Origin of the sequence: Streptomyces sp. NPDC088261 (assembly GCF_044740805.1) — a bacterium.
Classification (GTDB): Bacteria; Actinomycetota; Actinomycetes; order Streptomycetales; family Streptomycetaceae; genus Streptomyces.
In genome coordinates this window covers 695,421-718,238 of record NZ_JBIURL010000002.1, presented here as the reverse complement: position 1 = coordinate 718,238, position 22,818 = coordinate 695,421, and the positions used below count along the sequence as shown (strand labels likewise).

At 74.0% G+C, this 22,818-nt stretch carries 23 protein-coding genes; 10 read left to right on the top strand and 13 right to left on the bottom strand.

Going from position 1 to position 22,818, the window contains the following annotated elements:
- Positions 1-53: 53 nt before the first annotated feature.
- Positions 54-1,163 carry a DUF6397 family protein gene (locus ACIODU_RS07000; RefSeq protein ID WP_401764793.1) on the bottom strand — a complete coding sequence of 370 codons (1,110 nt, stop codon included), beginning with the start codon at positions 1,161-1,163 and terminating at the stop codon, positions 54-56.
- Between the two features lie 99 nt (positions 1,164-1,262).
- Positions 1,263-1,676, bottom strand: coding sequence for a roadblock/LC7 domain-containing protein (locus ACIODU_RS06995; RefSeq protein WP_356419803.1), 414 nt, complete (start codon positions 1,674-1,676; stop codon positions 1,263-1,265).
- A gap of 140 nt (positions 1,677-1,816) precedes the next feature.
- Here ACIODU_RS06995 and ACIODU_RS06990 point away from each other — a divergent pair, with 140 nt between their 5' ends.
- Positions 1,817-2,245, top strand: coding sequence for a PPOX class F420-dependent oxidoreductase (locus tag ACIODU_RS06990; RefSeq protein WP_356419806.1), 429 nt, complete (start codon positions 1,817-1,819; stop codon positions 2,243-2,245).
- Between the two features lie 12 nt (positions 2,246-2,257).
- On the opposite strand, the gene ACIODU_RS06985 is transcribed toward ACIODU_RS06990, so the two are convergent.
- Entirely contained in the window at positions 2,258-2,989 is a 732-nt protein-coding gene (locus ACIODU_RS06985) for a 4'-phosphopantetheinyl transferase family protein (protein ID WP_401764789.1), read from the bottom strand.
- Positions 2,990-3,199: 210 nt separating this feature from the next.
- Between ACIODU_RS06985 and ACIODU_RS06980 the strand changes: the two genes are divergently transcribed.
- The 3 genes from ACIODU_RS06980 (at position 3,200) to ACIODU_RS06970 (ending at position 5,206) form a co-directional block, all read left to right on the top strand.
- On the top strand, positions 3,200-3,829 hold the full coding sequence (locus ACIODU_RS06980; RefSeq protein ID WP_401764786.1) for a class I SAM-dependent methyltransferase: 630 nt from the start codon (positions 3,200-3,202) through the stop codon (positions 3,827-3,829).
- A 77-nt stretch (positions 3,830-3,906) separates the two neighbouring features.
- Positions 3,907-4,197: a hypothetical protein gene (locus tag ACIODU_RS06975; RefSeq protein WP_401764784.1), complete on the top strand. Its 291-nt coding sequence runs from the start codon at positions 3,907-3,909 to the stop codon at positions 4,195-4,197.
- 124 nt (positions 4,198-4,321) lie between these two features.
- Positions 4,322-5,206: a hypothetical protein gene (locus tag ACIODU_RS06970; RefSeq protein WP_401764782.1), complete on the top strand. Its 885-nt coding sequence runs from the start codon at positions 4,322-4,324 to the stop codon at positions 5,204-5,206.
- 108 nt (positions 5,207-5,314) lie between these two features.
- On the opposite strand, the gene ACIODU_RS06965 is transcribed toward ACIODU_RS06970, so the two are convergent.
- The gene (locus ACIODU_RS06965) at positions 5,315-5,497 is read right to left on the bottom strand and encodes a hypothetical protein (protein ID WP_167022577.1); all 183 of its coding nucleotides are present in this window, start codon (positions 5,495-5,497) and stop codon (positions 5,315-5,317) included.
- Positions 5,498-5,567: 70 nt separating this feature from the next.
- Positions 5,568-6,653 carry a fatty acid desaturase family protein gene (locus ACIODU_RS06960; protein WP_401764779.1) on the bottom strand — a complete coding sequence of 362 codons (1,086 nt, stop codon included), beginning with the start codon at positions 6,651-6,653 and terminating at the stop codon, positions 5,568-5,570.
- A 274-nt stretch (positions 6,654-6,927) separates the two neighbouring features.
- Between ACIODU_RS06960 and ACIODU_RS06955 the strand changes: the two genes are divergently transcribed.
- The 3 genes from ACIODU_RS06955 to ACIODU_RS06945 all read left to right on the top strand — a co-directional run bounded on the left by ACIODU_RS06955 (position 6,928) and on the right by ACIODU_RS06945 (position 12,464).
- Entirely contained in the window at positions 6,928-9,894 is a 2,967-nt protein-coding gene (locus ACIODU_RS06955; RefSeq protein WP_401764777.1) for a DEAD/DEAH box helicase, read from the top strand.
- Complete coding sequence (locus ACIODU_RS06950; protein WP_401764774.1) at positions 9,891-11,243, top strand: SWF or SNF family helicase; 1,353 nt, start codon at positions 9,891-9,893, stop codon at positions 11,241-11,243. Before ACIODU_RS06955 ends, ACIODU_RS06950 begins: the two co-directional genes overlap by 4 nt.
- A 204-nt stretch (positions 11,244-11,447) precedes the next feature.
- The gene (locus ACIODU_RS06945) at positions 11,448-12,464 is read left to right on the top strand and encodes an acetamidase/formamidase family protein (RefSeq protein WP_401764771.1); all 1,017 of its coding nucleotides are present in this window, start codon (positions 11,448-11,450) and stop codon (positions 12,462-12,464) included.
- A 74-nt stretch (positions 12,465-12,538) separates the two neighbouring features.
- Here the strand turns inward: ACIODU_RS06945 and ACIODU_RS06940 are convergent, their stop codons facing one another.
- The 7 genes from ACIODU_RS06940 to ACIODU_RS06910 all read right to left on the bottom strand — a co-directional run bounded on the left by ACIODU_RS06940 (position 12,539) and on the right by ACIODU_RS06910 (position 18,292).
- On the bottom strand, positions 12,539-12,733 hold the full coding sequence (locus ACIODU_RS06940; protein WP_356419824.1) for a hypothetical protein: 195 nt from the start codon (positions 12,731-12,733) through the stop codon (positions 12,539-12,541).
- 120 nt (positions 12,734-12,853) lie between these two features.
- Complete coding sequence (locus tag ACIODU_RS06935) at positions 12,854-13,747, bottom strand: phosphatidylinositol-specific phospholipase C/glycerophosphodiester phosphodiesterase family protein (protein ID WP_401764768.1); 894 nt, start codon at positions 13,745-13,747, stop codon at positions 12,854-12,856.
- 186 nt (positions 13,748-13,933) lie between these two features.
- Entirely contained in the window at positions 13,934-15,091 is a 1,158-nt protein-coding gene (locus ACIODU_RS06930; protein ID WP_356419829.1) for an acyl-CoA dehydrogenase family protein, read from the bottom strand.
- Positions 15,088-16,272: an acyl-CoA dehydrogenase family protein gene (locus ACIODU_RS06925; protein WP_401764766.1), complete on the bottom strand. Its 1,185-nt coding sequence runs from the start codon at positions 16,270-16,272 to the stop codon at positions 15,088-15,090. The genes ACIODU_RS06930 and ACIODU_RS06925 overlap by 4 nt, the downstream gene beginning before the upstream one ends.
- Positions 16,269-17,243, bottom strand: a complete 975-nt coding sequence (locus ACIODU_RS06920; protein ID WP_356419833.1) for an NADPH:quinone oxidoreductase family protein — start codon at positions 17,241-17,243, stop codon at positions 16,269-16,271. The genes ACIODU_RS06925 and ACIODU_RS06920 overlap by 4 nt, the downstream gene beginning before the upstream one ends.
- A gap of 104 nt (positions 17,244-17,347) precedes the next feature.
- Positions 17,348-17,932, bottom strand: a complete 585-nt coding sequence (locus tag ACIODU_RS06915; protein WP_356419836.1) for an XRE family transcriptional regulator — start codon at positions 17,930-17,932, stop codon at positions 17,348-17,350.
- A 66-nt stretch (positions 17,933-17,998) separates the two neighbouring features.
- The gene (locus ACIODU_RS06910; RefSeq protein ID WP_401764762.1) at positions 17,999-18,292 is read right to left on the bottom strand and encodes a DUF5133 domain-containing protein; all 294 of its coding nucleotides are present in this window, start codon (positions 18,290-18,292) and stop codon (positions 17,999-18,001) included.
- Between the two features lie 166 nt (positions 18,293-18,458).
- Here ACIODU_RS06910 and ACIODU_RS06905 point away from each other — a divergent pair, with 166 nt between their 5' ends.
- On the top strand, positions 18,459-19,157 hold the full coding sequence (locus ACIODU_RS06905; RefSeq protein WP_401764759.1) for an NADPH-dependent F420 reductase: 699 nt from the start codon (positions 18,459-18,461) through the stop codon (positions 19,155-19,157).
- A 33-nt stretch (positions 19,158-19,190) separates the two neighbouring features.
- Here ACIODU_RS06905 and ACIODU_RS06900 read toward each other — a convergent pair whose 3' ends face one another.
- Positions 19,191-20,492, bottom strand: coding sequence for an alpha/beta fold hydrolase (locus ACIODU_RS06900; RefSeq protein WP_401764756.1), 1,302 nt, complete (start codon positions 20,490-20,492; stop codon positions 19,191-19,193).
- Positions 20,493-20,696: 204 nt separating this feature from the next.
- Between ACIODU_RS06900 and ACIODU_RS06895 the strand changes: the two genes are divergently transcribed.
- Both ACIODU_RS06895 and ACIODU_RS06890 read left to right on the top strand, forming a co-directional pair.
- Positions 20,697-21,668, top strand: a complete 972-nt coding sequence (locus tag ACIODU_RS06895; RefSeq protein ID WP_356419845.1) for an acetylxylan esterase — start codon at positions 20,697-20,699, stop codon at positions 21,666-21,668.
- A gap of 67 nt (positions 21,669-21,735) precedes the next feature.
- Positions 21,736-22,662 carry a M56 family metallopeptidase gene (locus ACIODU_RS06890; RefSeq protein ID WP_401764753.1) on the top strand — a complete coding sequence of 309 codons (927 nt, stop codon included), beginning with the start codon at positions 21,736-21,738 and terminating at the stop codon, positions 22,660-22,662.
- Positions 22,663-22,818 lie beyond the last annotated feature (156 nt).

Below are 22,818 nucleotides of genomic sequence, written 5' to 3'. Positions count from 1 at the left end.
GGCCCCACCGCCGGCCGGCGGCCGGCGGCCGTCCCCGAGCCGTTCACCGCGCTTCACGGCCGCTCCCGGCCGGCCGGCCGCCCCGGGTCTCTCTCCTTCTCCTTCCTGAGGCGCAGCCGTGTCAGCAGCCCTTTCCCGGAGCCCCGCCGCAGCGGCTCGTGAACAGCCGCCGGCCGGAACACCCGGTCGCCGTCACTCCCCGGGGCCAACAAGCCGAAGCCAGCATCGGGTTCGGGCTCGGGGTCGCGCACGGCCTCGGGAAGGGGCCGGGACGGGACGTCACCGTGCCGGTCCGGACGAGGGGCGGGACGGGTGCGTCGGGCCTCGTCGAGCAGCGCGGTGAGGCTGGCGCGGTGCCAGCTGATCTCGTCCGGATGGTCGGCCAGCAGCAGCGGACGCACCGCCGCCAGCGCCGCCTCCGAGTCGGAGCGGCCGTGGGCGAGGTCGGGCTGAAGGCTGCTCAGATACGCCCGCTCGTACGGATCGGCCACCAGCTCGGCCCGCTGCACCGGGTCCAGCACCGACCCGGTGATCGCCGCCCGCTCCCAGGGGTCCTCGCTCAGGTGCAGGAGGTGGCCGATGCGCCGGCCGCGCCAGTTGCGCGGTCGTACGTCGTCGTCCGGGTCCCGTCCCGCGGTGAGCGTCCTCGGGAACCGGCCGACCAGGAGGGCCTCCTCCCGGGCGGCGAACGCCGTCAGCTCGTCGGCCAGGTACAGCCACACCACCGCGCGGTAGCGGTTCAGATAGAACTTCACCGGCGTGAGGTATCCGGCCTTCGCGAGCCGGGTGAAGCGCCCGGTGCTGATGGCCATGAGCCCCGCGCCCTCGGCCGTCCCCACCGTCCGTACCCGCTCACGCAATACGTCCGGGAACCCCTCGGCGGACCGCAGCCGCTCGATCTCCCGCCACTCGACCTCGCGCCGGCCGGGCACCCGCCGCCCCGCGCCCGACACGACCGTGGTGCGGACGTGTCCCAGCTGGGCGGCCAGTTCGAACTCGCCCCGCTTCAATTCCAGCTCCCGCGCGGCCCGCGCGACGGCCACGGTCTCCGGCGCGGTGTCCGGCCCGCTCCCCCGCGCCCCCTCCTCTGCCACCGCTGCCGGCGCGGCGGTCACCACCGCCCCCGCTGCCGCTTCCTGCTTCGCGAACATCCTGATGTCCATGACGGTCTCCCCCGTGAGCGTTCATTACTCTCGGTGACGACCGTAGCGCGATCCGCGCCCCTCCCGCTCAGCCTGTGGATAACTCTCGGTGAGGGGGGCTCAGAGACCGCTCAGCGTGGCGGTACCCGGCTGCCTGGCGGCGACGCCGAGGCGGTCCCCGACCCGGTTGACGAGCAGCGTCATCTCGTACGCGACCTGGCCGACATCCGCGTCGGCGGTGGCCAGCACGCACAGACAGCTGCCCTCGCCGGCCGCCGAGACCACCATCAGCGCCTCGTCGAACTCGACCATCGTCTGCCGGGCCCCGCCCGCGCCGAAGTGACGCCCCGATCCCCTCGCCAGGCTCTGCAAACCCGAGGAGACCGCGGCCAGGTGCTCCGCGTCCTCACGCGCCAGACCTGAACTGACGCCTGTCACCAGACCGTCGTTGGACAACACCAGCGCATGCCGTATGTGGTCCACCCGCTCGGTCAGCTCGCTCAGCAGTCCGTCGAGTCCCTCGTCCAGCGGCATTGCCGGTCCTCCGCGTTCCTGTGATCCCCGATGCCCCGCTACGCCCGTAGCCTTCCTCACCCACCGCACGTGGGCAAGCGATCGGCACACCTCCGGGGCGTCGCCGCGCTCCCGCCGCCCCGGAGGCCGAAAATGCCGTCATGGCATCACACATGAGCAAGGACCAATGGCACGCGTTCGTCAGCGAGGGCACCCGGACCGCGAAGCTGTCCACGGTACGGGCGGACGGCAGGCCGCACATCGCGCCCGTCTGGTTCCTCCTGGACGGCGACGACCTGATCTTCAACACCGGGAAGGAGACGGTGAAGGGCCGCAACCTGCGCCGCGACAACCGGGTCGCGCTGTGCGTGGACGACGAGCGGCCGCCGTTCTCCTTCGTCCTCATCGAGGGCCGGGCCGAACTCAGCGAGGACCCCGGGGAGGTGCTGGAGTGGGCGGTCAGGCTCGGCGCGCGGTACATGGGCGAGGAGCAGGCGCAGGCCGTCGGTGAGCGCAACTCCGGGCCCGGGGAAGTGCTGGTACGGGTACGGGTCGACAAGGTCGTGAACGTGGCGGACATCGCGGGCTGACCTGAGGACCACTCACACGAGCGGACCGGCGGTGTCCTCGTTCCGTCCCCGGCGCGGCGAGGACACGCCCCCGGCCGGCTGGACCGTCGTCGGCAGCTGCCGCGTCCGGGTCGTGAACGCGGGGCCCCGTACGGCACAGGCCGCCGCGTGGCCCGGGAGCGTGGGCACGTCGACGACGGTCCAGCCGGCGGGCGGCGCCGCCCGCTCCGTCGTCCCGAGGTAGTCGGCGGCCAGGTCGCGCCCCAGGCCCGTACCGATGCCCTTCAGGTAGGCCTCCTTGCGCGTCCACACGCGGGTGAATCCGGCCGGCCGCTCCTCGGCGGGAAGCGCCGCCAGCTCGGCCTGCTCGGCCGGGTGCAGCGCGGCGGCGAGATCGCCGACCGCCCGCCGCAGGGCGACCGGCTCGACATCGACGCCGATGGCCTCGGACGCGACACCGATCATGACCGCGTCGCCGCCGTGGGAGAGCGAGAAGTGCACCGGGAACGGCGGATCGGTCAGTACGGGCCTGCCGTGCGGGCCTCCGCAGCACGGGCAGGTGTCCCTGCCCAGCACGATCGCCTCCGGCGCGAGCCCCACACACGCCCCGAGTACGCGCCGGAGCGCGGCGTGCGCGACGCCGTACCGGATCCGGTCACGGCCGTGCACGAAGGCCCCCGCCCGCCTGCGTTCCTCCGCGTTCAGTACGGAGAGGTCGAGGGTCTCCTCGGCCTGCCGCGAGATGTCCAGCAGCCAGAGGTCCACCACTCCCGGGCGCGGGGCGCCGAGCGGCCCCGCGGGCGGGGCTTCGCGGCGCTGGATCTCGGACAGGGCGGTCTCCCGGGACGTGCGGATCGGTGGAACGACCAGCGTAACCGCATCGGGCGAACACCCGGTCGCGCGTCCGGCGTCCGGCCCGTACACCGTCCCGTACACCCATGCGCCTCGGAGCGGCCCTTGGGGGATCATGGGGGCATGGCCCACGACCACACGCACGTGCAGCAGTTCTTCGGCGCGAGGGCGGCGGAGTGGGACCGCCGCTTCCCCGACGACGGCCCCGCCTACGCGGCCGCCGTGGCGGACCTCGGGCCACGCCCCGGGGACGCGGTGCTGGACGCCGGGTGCGGGACGGGCCGCGCCCTGCCCGCGCTGCGCGACGCGGTGGGACCTGCGGGTACGGTGCTGGGCGTCGACCTGACGGCCGCGATGCTCGACGCGGCCGTACGGGCGGGCCGTCACCGCAGTGGCCTGCTGGTGCGCGCCGACGTCGCCGTACTGCCGGTCCGGGACGGGGCGCTGGACGCGGTGTTCGCCGCGGGACTGATCGCGCACCTGCCGCAACCGGCGGAAGGTCTGGCGGAGTTGGCGCGCGTCGTGCGGCCCGGCGGGCGGCTGGCGCTGTTCCACCCCATCGGCCGCGCGGCACTGGCCGCCCGGCAGGGCCGGAACCTCACCGACGACGACCTGCGCGCCGAGCCCAACCTCCGCCGGTTGCTGGCCGGTTCGGGGTGGCGGCTGGAGTCGTACGTGGACGAGGAGACCCGCTTCCTCGCGCTGGCGGCCCGTCAGGACCGAATCCTCCCGAACCCGCCGCTGAGCGCGTAGGTCCTCTTCTGCCCGGACGCCCCGGACCGTACGTTGGAGGGCCAGGCAGCGCCCGTCAGCAGGGGAAGGTGGACCCGGTGTTCGACCGACTGCGCAGGATCCTTGTCTCGGACCGCCCCGCCGCACCGTCCGGATCACAGCCCCGGGCACGACAGCACAACCTCTTCGAAGCGGCGGCCACCTACGTGGCGGCGTGCGCGGAGGACGATCAGCAGCGCGGGGACGAGGCCGCCGGGTGGGTCTCGCCGGAGGCGCTCTCGTTCGGCGTCAGCGAGCTGGCGTGCCGCGCCGTGATCGCGCTGGCGCGGGAGCGGGACGAGTCACCGCAGACGGTGGCCCGCAGCCTCCTCGGGCTGCCCGCCGCGTGAGAACGCCGCAGGCCAGGGGCGGTGCCGGTGGCGGCCGCGCGGCGGGCGGGCCGTAGCAGACTCTCGACGTCCGGGTGGTCCACTGGCTAGGGTGCGCCGACAACCGCTCGAATCGGGAGGTGTCGTGTCCGTAGCGGACGATTCCATCGATGATGACACCCTGTACGTGCTCACTGCCGCTCTGCTGACCCCGGCGCAGTTCCCCGGCGTCCTCGGGGACGACTACCCGGAGGCGTGCGCCGCCCTCGGGCTGGAACCGTGGACCCGGGGTTACGGGCTGGTCCTGGGCCAGGACGGCGACGGTGCGCGCTGGACCGTGGCGGTGGACGACGTGTCGCTGGTGGCCGTCGCGATCGCGTCCTGGGACTGCGGCATGGAGTACGACCTCTCGCCGGAGGAGCGGTCCGTGGTGTGCGCGCTGCCCGGCTGGCCGCTCGACCTGGCCGTGTCGGCTCCCGGCGTGCCCGCCCCGCACGACCCGGATCCGGACCTCGTACCGGAGGACGGGGAGCCCGGCGGGATCGCGCGGACGCCGCTCGCGCCGCCGGACACCACGGTCTGGGGCCCGGCGCAGCGGCGCCTGGGCGCGGACGAGGTCGCCGCGCACTGGACGGCGTGGCGGGAGCAGTACGACGCCGCGGTGAAGGACTCGCCCCCGGCGGAGGAGCCGCACGGCGGGTCGGGCGCGCGGAGCGGTGGTACGGCGGAGGCCTCCGCGAGCCCCGCCGGGACCGAGCCGCCCCCTCCGGAGCTGCTGCGCGTCCTCGCCGAGCTGCGCGGCTATGTGGAGACGGCCCCGCCCCCGGGCCGGGTTCGCTCCAGCTTCGCCCCCGGTGACGCGCGGACCCTGCGCGCGGACGGCCCCGGCTGGTCCTTCGTCGCCAGGACCGACGACATGGCCTTCGTCCTGATGGACGACGAGCCCGACGAAGTGCTTCCGATCGCCCGCGGCCCGGAGCTCCCGGCGCTTCTCGCGGCCCTCGACGCCATGGCCGTACGTCCGGCGTGAGCCGCCGGACCACCGAGCCCGGCCTGCACGTGACAGCGCCAGGCCCCCGCGCACGGCAGAGCTGACCGGCGGGACCCGGTGGTCCCTCCGGTCAGCTGTCCGGCCCGGTCAGCGGCCGATCTGCTTGCGGTTGATCCGGCGCAGCCTGCGGCGCTGCGACGGGTCCAGCATCAGGTAGGTGGCCGCCGGCACACCCACCACGATCAGCAGAGCCACCCAGAACGGTACGAACGCCCAGAGGATCAGGCCGACGGCCACTCCCCCGACAGCGATCTTTGCTTGTGTCGACATCCCGACGCCTCCTTCGCGGCCCAGGGCCGCTCACTGCTCGGTGAACGCGTAGGAGCGTCCGCCAGTTCCACTATGCGCCTGTACGGAGCGGTTCGCCGACGTCGTGGAGGTGTCCGAGGGCCTGGCGGTACGAGTCGACCAGTCCGGTCTCGGTGTACGAGACGCCCAGCGCCTGGCAGTGCGCGCGCACCAGGGGCTGGGCGAGCCGCAGGTGGGGGCGGGGCATGCTGGGGAAGAGGTGGTGCTCGATCTGGTAGTTCAGCCCGCCGAGGAACCAGTCGGTGAGCACACCGCCGCGGATGTTGCGCGAGGTCAGGACCTGGCGGCGCAGGTGCCCCCAGCCCGCGCTGTTCTCGGGGTCGGGCATTTCCATGCCCTTGTGGTTCGGCGCGAAGGCCATGCCCAGGTGCAGGCCGAGGAGCATCTGGTGGATCACCGCGAAGACGACGGCCTGGCCGACGGTCAGCGTGGTGAGCAGCAGGGTGACGTACGCGGCGACGTGCGCGCCCAGCAGCAGTCCCTCCACCGCGCGGCGGCGGCCGGGCATGCGGGTGTCCTTCTGACGGGAGAAGACGGCCTGGAAGCCGTACACCTTGAGGGCGATGCCCTCCAGGGTGGTCAGCGGGAAGAACATCCACGCCTGGTGGCGGGTGAGCCAGCCGCGGAATCCGGTCCGGCCGGCCGTCTGCTCCGGGCTGAAGACGAAGATGTCGGCGGCGACGTCCGGGTCCTTGTCGATGTGATTGGGGTTGGCGTGGTGCCGGTTGTGCTTGTCGTTCCACCACTCCTGGCTCATCCCGAGCAGCAGGTTGGCGTGGACGAGCTGGATGACGCGGCCCTTGCCGCGGTCGCCGGTGATCTGGGCGTGTCCCGCGTCGTGGCCGATGAACGCGATCCGGGCCGACAGGACCGCCAGCGGGGGTGCGAGGAGCATCGCCCACCAGGAGGGGCCGAGGAGCGCCATGCCGGTGACGACGGCGGCGACGAGCAGCAGGTTGACCGTGATGCCCCGGGCGTACCAGGCGACCCGGCGCTCGAGGAGTCCCTGTTCCCTGACCACCCGCAGCAAGGGCGCGAAGTCGCTGCCGGTGCCGCGGCCGGTGGCCGGTTCGGGTATGGACTCCACAGCGGGGGGTGCGGTGGTGGCCTGGGGCATGTCGGTCTCCGGTCTGTCGGCCGATGTGCGGGAAAGGGGGTCGCGCCGTCTGCGCTGACCTGGGAAAAAACGTACGGGCCCGGCGATGCCGGCGACCATGACGCCACCCCCCCGGAAACGGGGGAGGCTCCCCGGGGGTCGGCAGTGGTGCTGGCTACACCCCGCCGCGTCGGTATGAGTCGAGTCACGGCGGCTCCGGGACCGCGTGGCTTCGCGGTCGGGTACCATCGGCGGCTCACCCGCAGTAGTCAAAGTTGAGGAATGCGTCTTCGCTGTGCACACGCTCCCCGCGGCAACGCTCTCCCGGGTCTCCGAACTCGCCCGCTGTTCCACGGTCTTTCTCCCGGGGGACCCGGCTCGCACCGGCCGGATCGCCTACTGGCATCCCGACGGCGCGGAACCGCCGTCCGCGCCGGGCTCCGTGGAGGAGCTGGCCGTCGTCGACACCGAGGCCCACCCTCTCATGGTCAGGGCGTTGCTGGTGCCCCTGCGGGACGCTCTTCCGTCGCTGACCAGGGCCCGTGTGGCGGAGAATGTGTCACCGTCCGGGGCCTTCTGGGGTGCGGCGGCGCTGCTCGCCCTGCAACTGGCCGCCTGCGGACGGATGTTGCCCGGTCTCACCGGAACCGGGCACGACGCGTGGCGGGCCGGACCGCTGACGGCCGAGGACGTGGAGCGGGTCCGTACGCTCGCCGCCTCCATGCCTCCCACCGCGCACGCGGTTCCGCTCGGCGGAGGCGGTTTGGCCGGAACTGTTCTTCTGCCCGAGCAGGAAGGGCTGTTGAGGGACTTCCTCGACGCGGTGGCCGACACCCTGCCGCGCACCCCCGCCGCGCCGCTCGCCGCCGGTGGCGACGCCTTCGCCGCCGTGCCCGCCCGGCGCTTCCCCGAACTCCGGGGCTGGGCGGGCGACGTGGCGGCGGGCCATGACGCGGGGGTACGGCTCTCCCTCCGCGTCGAGGTGACGGGCCTGCCCGCCGCGGACGTCGTGGACGGAGGCGGCGTCGCGGGGCCGGGTCCTGTCTTCCGGGCCGTGGTCCAGATGCACAGTGTCGGCGACCCGGCGGTCGTCGCCGACGCGGCGGAGTTCTGGGCGGCTCCCGCCGGCGCAGGGGGCTCGGCGGCCGCCTTCGGACCGCGTGCGCGGATGGACGCCCTGCTCGCGCTGCGCCGGGCGGCCCGGGCCTGGCCGCCGCTGGCGCCGCTGCTCGCGGCCGCCGTGCCGGACGCCGTGGAGCTGGACGACGACGAGATCGGCGAGTTGCTCGGCGAGGCGTCCGGGGCGCTCGCCGCGACCGGTGTCCAGGTGCACTGGCCCAAGGAGTTGGCGCGGACGCTCACCGCCCGTGCGGTGATCGGCCCGCCGCCGGCGGGGGGCGGGTCTCACGCTTCCGGTGCGCACGAGGACGGCCCCGGCGGTACGGACCCCGCCGGCGGCGCCCCGGGGCGGACCGGGAGCGATCTGCCGTCCTTCCTCTCGGCCGACGCGCTCCTCGCCTTCAACTGGCGCTTCGCGGTGGGGGATCAGCCGCTCACCCGCGCCGAACTCGACCAACTCGCCGAAGCGGGACGGCCGGTGGTCCGGCTGCGCGACCGGTGGGTGCTCATCGACCCCGCCGAGGCGCGGCGCGCCCGGGAGAGCCAGGACCGCCACGTCACCCCGCTCGACGCGCTCGGCGCCGTACTGACCGGCTCCACCGAGGTCGACGGGCGCCGGGTCGACGTCACGGCGTCGGGCCGGCTCGCCGAACTGCGCGACCGGCTCGCGGACCCCGAATCCACCGCCGACACCGGTGACGGCCGGGGGATCCCCCAGCCCGCCGCGCTCGACGCGACGCTCAGGGACTACCAACTGCGCGGCCTCAACTGGCTGCACCGCATGACGTCCCTCGGTCTCGGCGCCTGTCTCGCCGACGACATGGGGCTCGGCAAGACCATCACCCTCATCGCCCTGCATCTGCACCGGCAGACCGACACCTCGGCGGCGGGACCGACCCTGGTGGTCTGCCCCGCCTCGCTGATGGGCAACTGGCAGCGCGAGGTGGAGCGGTTCGCGCCCGGCACTCCGGTCCGCCGCTTCCACGGCGCCTCCCGCACCCTGGAGGGCCTGCGGGCAGGGGAGTTCGTCCTCACCACCTACGGCACGATGCGGCTCGACGCGCCGCGGCTCGCCGGCGCCGGCTGGGGCCTGGTGGTCGCCGACGAGGCGCAGCACGTCAAGAACCCGTATTCCGCGACCGCCCGGCAGCTGCGGACCATCGGCACCAAAGCGCGGGTGGCGCTCTCCGGCACGCCCGTGGAGAACAACCTCTCCGAGCTGTGGGCGATTCTGGACTGGACCACCCCGGGCCTGCTCGGCCGCCTCGGGACGTTCCGTACCCGCTACGCGCGGGCCGTCGAGAGCGGGGGCGACCCGGCGGCGGCCGACCGGCTCGCCGCGCTGGTCCGCCCGTTCCTGCTGCGCCGCCGCAAGTCCGATCCGGGCATCGCTCCGGAGCTGCCGCCGAAGACCGAGACCGACCGGGCCGTCTCCCTCACCACGGAGCAGGCGGGACTGTACGAGGCGGTCGTACGGGAGACCCTCGCGGCGATCGCCGGGGCCCAGGGCATGGAACGCCGGGGCCTGGTGGTGAAGTTGCTGACCGGGCTCAAGCAGATCTGCAACCACCCGGCGCAGTACCTCAAGGAGACGACACCGCGCCTCGCGGGCCGGTCGGGGAAGCTGGAACTGCTCGACGAACTGCTCGACACCATCCTCGCGGAGGGCGCGAGTGTGCTGGTCTTCACGCAGTACGTGCGGATGGCGCGGTTGCTGGAGGCCCATCTGGCGGCGCGCGGCACACCGACGCAGTTCCTGCACGGCGGCACACCGGTCCCGGAGCGCGAGGCGATGGTCGACCGCTTCCAGAACGGTGAAGTGCCGGTGTTCCTGCTGTCGTTGAAGGCGGCGGGCACCGGGCTCAACCTCACCCGGGCGGAACACGTCGTGCACTACGACCGCTGGTGGAACCCCGCCGTCGAGGCGCAGGCCACGGACCGCGCGTACCGCATCGGGCAGCACCGTCCCGTGCAGGTGCACCGGATGATCACCGAGGGAACGATCGAGGACCGCATCGCCGGGATGCTGGCGCGCAAGCGGAAGCTGGCGGACTCGGTGCTCGGCGCGGGCGAGGCCGCGCTGACCGAACTGACCGACGCCGAACTGGCGGATCTGGTGGAGCTGCGAGGGAGTGCCCGATGACCGGGAACGCGAGCGCGCACGACGGCGGCGATGGTGACGGCGGCGGCGGCACGGACGGGGACGCGCGGGTCTTCGCGGCTCTGCCGCCCGCCCAGGGCCGTGGCTTCGCCCGGTCCTGGTGGGGCCTGGCCTGGCTGAAGGCGCTGGAGGACTCCGCGCTGGACGGCCGGCAGCTGAAGAAGGGGCGGCGGCAGGCCCGCGAGGGGGCCGTCGGGGCGGTGTCCGTCGGGCCGGGCCGGATCACCGCCGTGGTACGGGACCGGGACGGCACGGCGCAGCGCAGTGACGTGCTGTGGCGGCGGTTGAGCGAGGAGGAGTGGGACCGCTTCCTCGACATGGCGGTGGACCGGGCGGGGCACATCGCCGCGCTGCTGGACCGGGAGATGCCGCCGCATCTGGTGGAGGACGCGGCGGGCGCGGGGGTCGAACTGCTCCCCGGCATCGGCGATCTGGAGCCGCGGTGCGGCTGCGAGGCGTGGGACCACTGCCCGCACACGGCGGCGCTCTGCTACCAGATGGCGCGGCTGCTGGACCAGGACCCGTTCGTGCTGCTGCTGATGCGGGGCCGGGGCGAGCGGCGGCTGCTGGACGAGTTGCAGGTACGGAGTGCGGCCCGCGCGGTTCGTGCGGACGAGCCGGGCGGCGCGGCCGGGGAGTCCGCCGAGGGCACCCCCGCGGGGCCGGGGGCGCCGGAGGGGGTGTCCGCGGCCGAGGCCTTCGCCGCGCGGGACATCCTGCCGCCGCTGCCGGCTCCCCCACCGCCGCCGCCCGGGGCGGGACAGCCGCCGGCGCTCGACACCGACGCACCGCCGCCCTCCGGGACCGACGCCCGCGCGGTGGAGTTCCTGGCCGCCGAGGCGGCGGCGCGGGCCCTGCGGCTGCTGTCCGAGGCGCTGGCGCCCGGTCATGAACAGCGGCCGCCGGAGGCGGAGTTGACGCTGGGGCAGGACGCCGTACGGCTGGCGGTGTCGGCCGGGGACGAGACGCTTCTGGCGCGGCTCGCCGAGGGCTCCGGCCGGCGGCGCGCCGAGCTGGACCTCGCGGTACGGGCGTGGCGGTACGGCGGCGCGCCCGCGCTCGCCGCCCTGGAGGAGGAGTGGACACCGGAGCCCGGGACGCTCGCCCGCGCCGGGGCGGTGCTCGACGGGGCGTGGGAGGACGGCGACCGGCCCCGGCTGCGGTCCGGCGGGCCCGCGCGCTGGACGGTGGAGGGCGGCGGGGCGCAGCTGCGCCTGGGGCCCGACGGGCGGTGGTGGCCCTTCCGTAAAGAGCGCGGCCGGTGGGCCCCGGCGGGGCCGGGGGACCACGACCCCGCCGCGGCGCTGGCGGGTGCGCTGGGCGAGGTGTGACCGGGGCGCGCCTTCCGCCCGGCATCACACCCGGCCGCGTTGTCCACCGGGCCGCGTGGTCCGCCCGGCCACGTCTTCCGCCCCGCCGGGGCGGCGCCGTACGGTGATCGCCGGTGCGACCGTGGAGCCGCACCGGCACATCCGTACCGACGCATGTCCGCACGTCCGCACGTCAGACGACCGACAGAGGAAGAGGCGCGCCCCATGAGTGACCCGAGGATCCTGACCGTACGCCCGGAGATCGGCGAGTACGCCTGGACGTTCGGCGGCGTCGCGCCCGTCGCGCGCATCACTCCGGGCACGGTCCTGGACCTGTTCACCGAGGACTGCTTCGCCGGGCGCGTACGGTCCGTCGACGATCTGGTCTCCCAGGTGTGCGAGTTCCCGTTCCTCAATCCGCAGACGGGCCCGTTCTACGTCGAGGGCGCGGAGCCCGGTGACACGCTGGCGGTGCATTTCGTGTCGATCCGGCCCGCGCGGGACTGGGCGGCGTCCTCCACCGTGCCGCTCTTCGGCGCGCTGACCTCCACCACCACGACGGCGACGCTCCAGCCGCCGCTGCCGGAGGTCGTGTGGATGTGGCAGCTCGACCGGGAGCGCGGCACCTGTCTGTTCAGCGCGCGCGACAGCGACATCCGGATCGAGCTGCCGATGGATCCGATGCACGGCACGGTCGGGGTGGCGCCGGCCAACCTGGAGGTACGGTCCGCGCTGGTCCCCGACGCGCACGGCGGCAACATGGACACGCCCGAGATGCGCGCCGGTGTGACCTGCTATCTCGGGGTGAACGTGGAGGGCGCGCTGCTGAGCCTCGGCGACGGGCACGCCCGGCAGGGGGAGGGCGAGACGTGCGGGGTGGCCGTCGAGTGCGCCATGAACACCGTGGTGATCGTGGAGCTGCTCAAGGGCGTGTCGACGCCCTGGCCGCGTATCGAGTCCGACACCCACCTCATCTCGACCGGCTCGGCGCGCCCGTTGGAGGACGCGTTCCGCATCTCCCAGCTGGATCTGGTGCGTTGGCTGGCCCGCGACTACGGCTTCTCCGAGCTGGACGCGTACCAGCTGGTGACGCAGGCCGGTGAGGCGCCGCTGGCCAACGTGTGCGACACGAACTACACGTGCGTGGCGAAGATCCGCAAGGAGTGGCTGCCCGCGGGTGACCCGCACCGCGGCCTGCACCGCCACCTGCGCGAGACGGCGGCGGTGCTGCCCACCGCGTGACGGCGGCGAAGGCCGTGGCCCGGCACCCGCCGCCGCGCGGGGCGCGCGTCCTGATCGGGCCGGACCAGGCCCGATCAGGGCCGCAGGTCGCCCACCACGTTCGCGGTGGCGGAGATTCCCTCCGTGATGCTCGGCGCCATGCTCGTGCCCGCCAGGAAGAATCCGAGCAGGATACAGGTCACGGCGTGTGACATCTTCAGTCCGCCGGTACGGACGAAGATCACCGCGAGGACCACCAGCAGCAGCACCAGTGAGATCGAAATAGCCATGGCCAACCTCCTCCGCCGCAGCGCGATTGCGGCATTCGGCCGCCAGTGTGGCGGAGGAGACGGTCCCGGCGGCCGACCGGCGTGCCCGCCGAACGGGTGATTGACCTGGGGTGACCGTGATTACTTACGGTGGTTCCTGAGGAACTGTTCAAGGCCCGCCAGGTCGTCCGTGTTGAGGTGGTCGACGCCGGCGGACAGCAGTTCGGTCCATACGGCGTCCCGGGCGGGACCCGGCAGGTCGGGCGTGCTCCAGAAGCGGACCCGCTGGCCGCGCCGGTGCGCGGTGTCCACGAGGGTGCGGAGCGTGGCGCGTTCGGCGGTGGGGATCGGGCCGGTGCCCGACCAGCTGAACGTCTGGGTCCAGTTGGCGCTGATGAGCGGGACGAAGTCGGCGCCCGCCGCCGTCCCGAGGTCGTCCAGGCGGCCGTCGTAGAAGGCGTGGCGCACGCGCTGCGCCTCCATCGGCACCCGGGCGGCCCGGTCGCCGGAGATGACGGGGGTGACGGCGCCGGGGCGCACCACACCGTATGCGTAGGTGCTCAACAGGGAGCGGTACGCGGTGAGTTGGCGGTGCAGTTCGGTGTAGGCGGCGGCGCCGTCGTTCTTGATGTCGATGAGCAGCTGCACGGGCCGGTGGTAGCCCCGGTACACGGAACCGTGGTGGGCGCGGACCCGGGAGCGCAGCGGGTCGAGGTAGAGCGAGCGCAGCGTACGGGCCGGGTCGAGGTCCGTCGCCTCGTGGGCGACCAGCAGCTCGCCGTCGACGAGGAAGATGTCGGCCTCGACGCTGGTGAAGCCGTGGTCCAGCGCGTCGTGGAGGGGACGGGGGTGGAGGTAGTCGTTGTGGGCGTGGGCGTGGGCCAACGGCCGTGCTCCGGCGCCGGTCCGGGGGATGTCCTTCTCGGTGGCGGCTGCTGCTTCGGGCGCGGCGTGGGCGTACGCGGGGGCCGCGACCACCGCCGTGAGTGCGGCGGCGAACGTGGTGACGGCTCTGCGGCGCGTGGTGAGGGGCATGGGGGCTCCGTGGGGACGCGGTGGGGCGGTCCCGGTGAGTATCGGCTCCTGCGGCGGGGCGGAAAACACGGAGCGTGAAGTGTTCGGCCGCTCGACAACTGCCCGTTGGGTGGCGGGCGGTGGAGGGACGCGCGCCGCCGGAGCGCGGGGCCGGAAGGGGCCGGTTCCGCGCTCCGGGCCGGCGGGTCAGCGAGGCGCCGGGAGGTTCGTCAGCCGCGCCAGGGTCTGCTTGTGGTGGCCCGGGGTGCCCAGCGCGATCTCGTCGGCCTTCGCCCGCTTGAGGGAGAGGTGGGCGGGGTGCTCCCACGTCATGCCCGTACCGCCGTGCAACTGCACGCACTCCTCGGCCGCGTGGACCGCGACCCGCCCGGCGTACGCCTGCGCGACGGCCACGGCGAGCGGTGCGTCGGGGCTGCCGGTGGCGAGGGCGTCGGCCGCGTTGCGGGCGGCGGCGCGGGCCGAGACGACCTGGAGCCACAGCTGCGCCATCCGGTGCTTGAGCGCCTGGAACGAGCCGATGGGGCGGTTGAACTGGTGGCGCTCCCGCGTGTGCCTGACGGTTTCCTCCAGGCACCACTCGGCGATGCCGAGCTGTTCGGAGGCGAGCAGTCCGGCCCCGGCCAGCAGCCCCCGGCGTACGGCGGCCCCGGCCGTCGCCGCGTCGGCGATCCGTGTCCCCGCCCCGGGGTCGGCGGTGACGGTGGCGAGCGGGCGGGTCAGGTCGAGGGGCGTCAGGGGAGCGACCGCGACGCCCGGCTCGTCCGTACCGACCGCGTACAGGCCGTCGTCCCGCAGGACCAGCAGAACGTCGGCGCGCGCGGCCTCCGCGACACCGGCGACCGGTCCGGTGCCGGTCGGGAGGGGAGCGTCCGGCGCGGTGGCGAGGGGTACGGCGAGCACCGCGACCCGGCCGCCGGTGGCGAGGGACTCCAGCAGGCCGGCGACGGCCGGGCTGCCGGTGTCGCAGGCGAGCAGGGTCTCCGTGGCCACCACCGCACCGGTCAGGAAGGGCGCGGCGGTGACGTACCGGCCCAGTTCCTCCAGGACGACGGCGGCCTCCCGGTGGCTCGCCCCCTGGCCGCCGAGCTTCTCGGGGATCAGCAGGCCGGCCGCGCCGATCCCGCCGGCGAGGGCTGTCCACAGCCCGCTGTCGTACGGGTCGCCCCCCTCCGCGCGTACGAGCGCCGCCGGGACGTCGGCCCGGTCGGTGAGCAGGGACCGTACGGCGGCGCGCAGGTCGTCCTCGGCCTCGGAGTAGAGCAGGTCGGGTGCGGCGCCGGGCGCCCCGGCCGGTGAAGTCGGTGACGTCGGCGTCGTCGGAGCAGCAGGAGTCGGAGAAGTCATCGGGCGAGGTCCTTCCAGGCGACGTCCTTGTCGTTGCGCGGCTCGACGGGCAGGCCGAGGACACGCTCGGCGACGATGTTGAGCAGTACCTCGCTCGTGCCGCCCTCGATGGAGTTGCCCTTCGAGCGCAGGTAGCGGTATCCGGCGTCGCGCCCGGTGAAGTCGACCAGCTCGGGCCTGCGCAGAGTCCAGTCCGAGTACAACAGGCCCTCGTCGCCGAGGAGTTCGACCTCCAGGCCGCTGATCTCCTGGTTGAGCCGGGCGAAGGCGAGCTTCATGCCGGCGCCCTCGGGTCCCGGTTCGCCCGCGACGAGTCGCTGGCGCAGCCGCTCGCCGGTCAGCCGGGCCACCTCGGCCTCCACCCAGAGGGTCAGGAGGCGCTGGTGCAGGTCGTGGGTGCGCGCCTCCGGCCGCTCGCGCCAGGCACGGGCGACGGGGCCGATCATGCCGCCCTCGCGGGGCAGCCGGGCGCCGCCGATGGAGACCCGCTCGTTCATCAGGGTCGTCCTGGCGACCTCCCAGCCCTCGCCGACGCCGCCGAGGCGGTGCGCGTCGGGGATCCGTACGCCCGTGAGGAAGACCTCGTTGAACTCGGCCTCGCCGGTGATCTGGCGCAGCGGCCGTACCTCGACACCGGGGTCGGTCATGTCGCAGAGGAAGTAGGTGATGCCCAGGTGCTTGGGCAGGTCGGGGTCGGTGCGGGCGATGAGGATGGCCCAACGGGCGAGGTGGGCGCCGGAGGTCCACACCTTCTGCCCGTCGACCACCCACCCGCCGTCGTCCGCGCGGACCGCGCGGGTGGCGAGCGCCGCGAGGTCCGAGCCCGCGCCCGGTTCGCTGAACAGCTGGCACCACACCTCCTCGCCGACCCACAGGGGCCGCAGGAAGCGCCGCTTCTGCTCGTCGGTGCCGTACCGGAGGATCGTCGGAGCGGCCATGCCGAGGCCGATGCCGATGCGCCTGGGATCGTTGTCGGGCGCTCCGGCGGCGGCCAACTCGGCGTCCACGACGGCCTGGAGGGAGCGGGGCGCGCCGACGCCGCCGAGCCCGGCGGGGTAGTGCACCCAGGCGAGTCCCGCGTCGAAGCGGGCCTTGAGGAAGTCGGTCCTGTCCGTGGTGGCCGGGGGATGCGCGGCGAGCAACGCGCGGGTACGGGAGAGGAGTCCGGCGGCGTCGGTCATCGGGTGCCGCCTTCCGGGATCACGACGAGCCGTCCGGTGGTGACGCCGTCGGCGACCCGCTGGACGGCGTCCGCCGCGTCCTTCATCGGCACCCGCTCGCTGACGAGCGGCTTGATCGCGCCCCGCGCGGCGAGCGCGGTCAGCTCCTCGTGGCAGCGCAGGACCGCGGCCGGGTCCTTGCTGGTGTAGAGGCCCCAGTGCAGGCCGAGGATCGCGTAGTTCTTCACCAGCGCGTGGTTGAGGGCGGGAGCGGGGACCTCCCCGCCCGCGAAGCCCACCACGACGATCCGGCCCTCGAAGGCCACGCACTTCACGGACTTGGCGTAGGCGTCACCCCCCACCGGGTCGAAGACGACGTCCGCGCCCCGGCCCCCGGTGGCTTCCTTGACGGCGGCGACGATGTCCTCCGTACGGCGGTCGACGACGACGTCGCAGCCCAGCTCGCGGGCGACGCGCGCCTTGTCGGGGCCGCCGACGACGCCGATGACGGTGGCGCCCGCCGCCTTGCCGAGCTGGACGGCGGCGCTGCCGACCCCGCCGGCCGCCGCGTGGACCAGCAGGGTCTCGCCCGGCTGGAGCCGCGCGCGGCGGTGCAGGGCGAACCAGCCCGTCTGGTACCCGATGTGGAGGGCGGCGGTCTCGGCGTCGTCCAGCGCCCCGGGCGCGGGCAGGACGCTCCCCGCGTCCACGGCCACGTACTCCGCGAAACCGCCGTCCGACAGTCCGGGGCTCGGGGTCGCGATCACCCGGCGGCCGTCCTGCGTCTCGCCGCAGATCTCGACGCCGGGGGTGAAGGGCAGCGGCGGACGCACCTGGTAGTGGCCCCGGCAGAGCAGCGCGTCGGGGAAGTTGATGTTGGCCGCGAGGACCCGCAGCAGGACCTGCCCCTCCCCGGGCACCGGCCGCTCCACCTCGTCGAGCCGCATCACCTCGCGCGGCTCACCGTTCCGGTGCACTCGCCATGCCTGCATACCAGGGCCTCCACACGATGGGCAGTAGCACTACGTTCCGCATACTAAGCGGTCGCTTGCCCACCTGGGAACCGTCTCTCCCCGGCCTTCTCCCCGCCCCTCCCTCACGACACCTTCGGCTTGGCCCGTACGTGCATCCGCTCGCCCTGCGGCCCGAACAGGCTCAGGAATTCGACCGGTTCGTCCGCCGCGGGCCCGAACCAGTGCGGTACGCGCGTGTCGAACTCGGCCGCCTCCCCCGCCCCCAGCACCACGTCGTGCTCGCCGAGCATCAGCCGCAGCCGGCCCGCGAGGACGTAGAGCCACTCGTACCCCTCGTGGATGCGCGCCTCGGGCACCTCACCGTCGGGCCGGTGCACCACCTTGTACGCCTGGAGGCCACCGGGCCGCCGGGTGAGGGGAAGCATCGTCCGGCCGCCGCGCACGATCGCCTCCGCCCGGATCCGGGGGTCGCCGACGCGCGGCGCGCCGACCAGTTCGTCCAGCGGGACCTGGTGGGCGCGGGCCAGGGGAAGCAGCAGTTCGAGGCTGGGGCGGCGCAGGCCGGACTCCAGCCGCGACAGGGTGCTCACGGAGATTCCCGTCGCGGTGGAGAGGGTGTTGAGCGTGGCCCCGCGCTCGCGCCTGATCCGGCGCAGCCGGGGTCCGACTTCGTTCAGTACGGCTTCAAGGCCCGCGTCGTCGTCCATGCCCCCATTGCAGAAACGGCAAGCGCGTTTGTCAATTCCGCCCTTGCGCGAAGGGGCGCGCGCCCGTCAGTCGCGGACGCCCGGCGTGACGCTCTCCGCGCCCTCCGGGAAGATCGGGACGGGCTTGATCCGGCGCAGGTACGCCTCCGCCTTGATGATCGCCTCGCGCGCCGTGCGCTGGCCCATCAGCACGCACAGGGTGTACGCGACGTCCTCGAACCGGCCGCGTGTGGTCGTGTCCAGCGGGTCGGCCAGGACCAGCCGTTCCCAGGCCCGGTAACGGCTCAACAGATCGGCGACCAGATGCCTGTCCGGCAGCAGCATGTCGACCACCTCCAGCAGCGGAATCCGGTGGGGCAATGAGTCGGAGTGGTGAGGTGGGCGGGGCCTGCCTCCGCACAGGGGATCTCGCGCCCCGGCCCTCCATTCTCCCTCCGCCGCCGCACTTCCGCTCGGCGACGGCGGAGGGTGCGGCCGGGGAGGCGGTTCCGGGAATACGGCCCGGGTCCCGTCCGCTCGCACCTGTATGAGCACTCTTGGACTGATCGGCAGTGGACACATCGGAGGCACCCTCGCCCGGCTCGGCGTGGCGGCGGGTCTCGATGTGGTCCTGAGCAACTCCCGAGGCCCGGAAACCCTCACGGATCTGGTGGCCGAGCTGGGACCGCGCGCACGCGCCGCGACCGCGAAGGAGGCGGCCGAGGCGGGTGACTGGGTGGTGGTGACGGTCCCGTTGAAGCACTACGACCAGGTACCGGTGAAGCCCTTGGCCGGGAAGGTCGTCATCGACACCAACAACTACTATCCCCAGCGCGACGGGGCGATCCCGGAGCTGGACGAGGAGCGGACGACCACGAGCGAACTGCTCCAGCGGCACCTTCCGCAGTCGTACGTGGTCAAGGCGTTCAACAACATCATGTACACGCACCTGGCGTCCCTCGCCCGGCCCTCCGGCGCACCGGACCGGTCGGTCCTGCCGATCGCCGGTGACCACGCCGACGCCAAGGCGACGGCGGCGCGGCTGATCGATCAGCTCGGGTACGACACGTTCGACACGGGGGTGCTCGCCGACAGCTGGCGCTTCCAGCGCGACACCCCGGCCTATGTCATCCCGTACGCGAAGAACCCGCTGGGGCTCGGCTCCTCCGGGGACGACCCGGGCGCGCCGTTCGACGTGGCGGGGCTGAAGGTGGCCCTGGACGCGGCGAAGCGGCCGGGCAGCTGATCACGGAGGTACGGGCACCGCGGGCGCGCGTGCTCAGATCTCGTTCCGGGTGAGGGCCAGCAGGCGGTCGAGCACACGCGGGCCGCTGGTGCGGAGGCCGTCGTGCTCGTACTCGTCGGTGACCCAGGTCCGCAGCCCCCGGATCGAGCGCGCCGTCCGCAGCGAGTGTTCGGTGTCGACGTACATGTCGTCGTGGTAGACGGCGGCGGCGACCGGGACCTCGTTGGCGGCGAGGCGGTCGGTGTCGTACAGCGGCGCCCAGTCGGTGCGGGCGGCGAGCAGGTCGGCGGTCTCCCGCAGCGGGCGCAGCGCGGGGTCGTTCGCGAAGTTCCACGGGTGGACGCTCTCGCCGGTGAAGTACAGCGGCCCGTCGCCGGCCAGGGTGGTGGCGGCGTCGAAGCGCGCGAACTCGCCGCGGGTCCGTTCGGCGGCCCAGCCGGTGGGCTCACCGCCCTGGGCGTAGACGGCCTCGTGGATCAGCGCGTACAGCGGGTGCGCGGCGTACGAGAGGGCCGAGGCGGCGCCTTCCTGGAAGGCGTCGGAGAGCACCTGGCCGCCCGGCGCCCGTACGAAGGCGTTCTCCAGCAGGTAGTGCAGCTGGTGGCTGCCGTCCGCGCCGCCGAGCTGGTGGCCGAGGGACTGGAAGGCCTCGGGGGTGAGCGTGTAGCCGGTGGGCAGGACGACGGGGCTGTGTTCGGCGAGGTGCTCGGCGATCCGGCGGGCCCGGCCGATGTCCTGGGGGTAGCGGGTGTAGTGGGCCTCGACCTTGCGCGCGATACGGGGGTACGCGGCGCGGTAGACCTCGTCCGCCGTCGCGTCCAGGGAGGGCAGGCCGCCGGTGATCAGGACGGTGCGCAGGCCCTCGGGCGCCGCGGAGAGGTAGTGGGTGGCGCAGAATCCGCCGAAGCTCTGGCCGAGGACGGTCCAGGGCGCGTCGCCGGTCAGCCGGGGGCGGATGGCCTCGCAGTCACGGACGATCGCGTCGGCCCGGAAGTGGGCCAGATAGTCCGCCTGTTCGCGGGGGCCGCCGCGCAGGGGAAGGGTCTGGCGGTTGGCGGGGGTGGAGAGTCCGGTGCCGCGCTGGTCGAGGAGGAGCACCCGGAACTCCTGGAGCGCCCGGCCGAGCCACGCCTGCCGGCCCACGAACCGGCGGACGCCGAAGCCGGGGCCGCCCTCCAGGTAGACCAGCCAGGGCAGGTTCTCGCCGGCCTTCGCCCCGGCGACGACCTCGCGGGCGAAGAGCTCGATCCGCTCGCCCGACGGGTCGCCGTGATCCAGCGGGACCGTGAAGCGGTGGTCGGTGAGGACAACTCCGGGCTGGGTGTAGCTGGTCACGGACGCTCCTGTTTCTCGATCGCCCCCGCCGGGACGCTCACGCCCGGGACAGTACCGGGCCCGGGGTCGTACGCGTACCGCCCGGGTCCCCGCGCGTACCGGCGTCCTCCCGCGCGCTGCCGGACGGATCGGTGGCCGGTCTTCAACCGCCGCTCGGGCGGCCGTACGGTGTGATCACCGGTTTTCCCGACCAAGGTGGTCCGTATGTCCCTGTTCGACCTGCCCCTCGACGAGCTGCGCGCCTACCGCAGCGCGTCCACGGAGCCCGAGGACTTCGACGCGTTCTGGGCGAAGACCCTCGCCGAGGCGCGTGGCCACGCGCTCGACGCCCGCTTCGAGCCCGTACCGACGGCGCTCAGGACCCTCGACGTCTTCGACGTGACCTTCGCCGGCTTCGGCGGACACCCGGTCAAGGGGTGGCTCGTACTGCCCGCCGGGACGCGTGAGCCGCTGCCCGTCGTGGTGCAGTTCCTCGGGTACGGCGGCGGGCGCGGCCTCCCGCACGTCCACCTGCTCTGGGCGTCGGCCGGCTACGCGCACTTCGTGATGGACACCCGGGGGCAGGGCAGCGGCTGGAACGGCGGCGACACCCCCGACCCCGTGGGCAGCGCTTCCTCGTATCCCGGCTTCCTCACCCGGGGGATCGAGGATCCGTACGCCTTCTACTACCGTCGCGTGTACACGGACGCGGTGCGCGCCGTGGAGGCGGCCCGCTCGCATCCGCTGGTGGACGCCTCGCGCACGGCGGCGGTCGGCACCAGCCAGGGCGGCGGGATCACGCTCGCGGTCGGCGGGCTGGTGCCCGACCTGGCGGCCGTGGCGGCGGACGTGCCGTTCCTCTGCGACTTCCCCCGGGCGACGACGCTCACCGACCGCGACCCGTACCGTGAGGTGGGCAACTACCTCAAGACGTATCGGGGCAGGACCGAACGGGTGGGGCGGACGCTCGCCTACTTCGACGGCGTGCACTTCGCGTCGCGCGGACGGGCGCCGGCGCTGTTCTCGGTGGCCCTGGAGGACCGTACGTGCCCGCCCTCGACGGTCTTCGGTGCGTTCAACGCCTACGCGGGCGCGGACAAGACGATCGAGGAGTACGACTTCAACGACCATGAGGGAGGCGGCCCGTTCCAGGAGGCCGTCCAGCTGGACTGGCTGCCGGGGCATCTGACCGCCTGACGGTACGGCGGTTCGAGGAAAAGCGGTCGCTCACGGAGCGGCCGCGTGACACACGAAGGGCCGAGCGGTGCGGATCACTCTCTTCACGCCTTTCGCCGTCAGCGCCGTGCTGGGGGCTGCGGCGCCGTGGGCCGGGCGCAGGCTGCCCCCGAGGATGGCGGCCTGGCTGCTGACGTCGGCCTCGGTGGTGGCGGGCGGCGGCTGGGCGGCGGCGCTGGCGATGCTCGCCTTCACCCTCGTCGGACAGATCCCGGTGGTGGCCGCCGAGGGGCAGTGGTCCCCCGGTGTCGTGGCCGCGCACACCCCGGTCGCCCGGTCGGTGGCCCTGGCCTGCGGGGTGGTCCTCGCCGGGTGCGCGGTGGCCTTCGCGGTGTCCGCGTACCGCAGGACCCGTACGCTCCTCGACGCGCGGCGGGAGAGCCGCGCGCTGCCGTCGGGGGGCGAACTGGCCGTCGTGGACGATCCCGTGCCCACCGCGTTCACCGTGCCCGGCTCCCCCGGGCGGATCGTGGTCTCCTCCGGCATGCTGCGTGCCCTCGACGCCCGGGAGAGGAGCGCCCTGCTGGCCCATGAGCGGGCGCATCTGCGCCATCACCATCATGTGTTCCTGCTGGTCATGCAGTTGGCGGCGGTCGTGAACCCGCTGCTGCGGCCGGTCGCGGGAGCGGGCGCCTTCGCGCTGGAGCGGTGGGCCGACGAGGACGCCGCCACGGAGGTGGCGGACCGGCCGCTGGTGGCGCGGGCGGTGGCGCGGGCCGCGCTCGCGGCGCGACACGCGCCCCGGCACGCGCTGGCGGTGACCGGCGGTCCTGTGCCCCAGCGGGTACGGGCCCTGCTGGCCCCGCCGCCCCGGCTCCGTCACCACCTGGTGGTGGCGCACGCGGTGCTGATGCTGGTCTGCTGCGTCAGCCTGGCGCTGTCCGCCCAGGGCATGGACCAGCTCTTCGACCTGGCGTCGCCCGGGCACGCGGCGCTGTCGACGGCCGGGCGCTGATTTTCCGGCCGTGCCCCGGGCGCCGGACCAGGGGCGCCGGATCTCGGGCGACGGGCGCCGGACCCCGGGAGCCGGACCAGAGCGCCGGACCCCCGGCTCGGCTCCGGGAGCCGGCTCCCGGGGGCGGTCCCGCCGCCCGTGCCGGGCCCGCTCCTA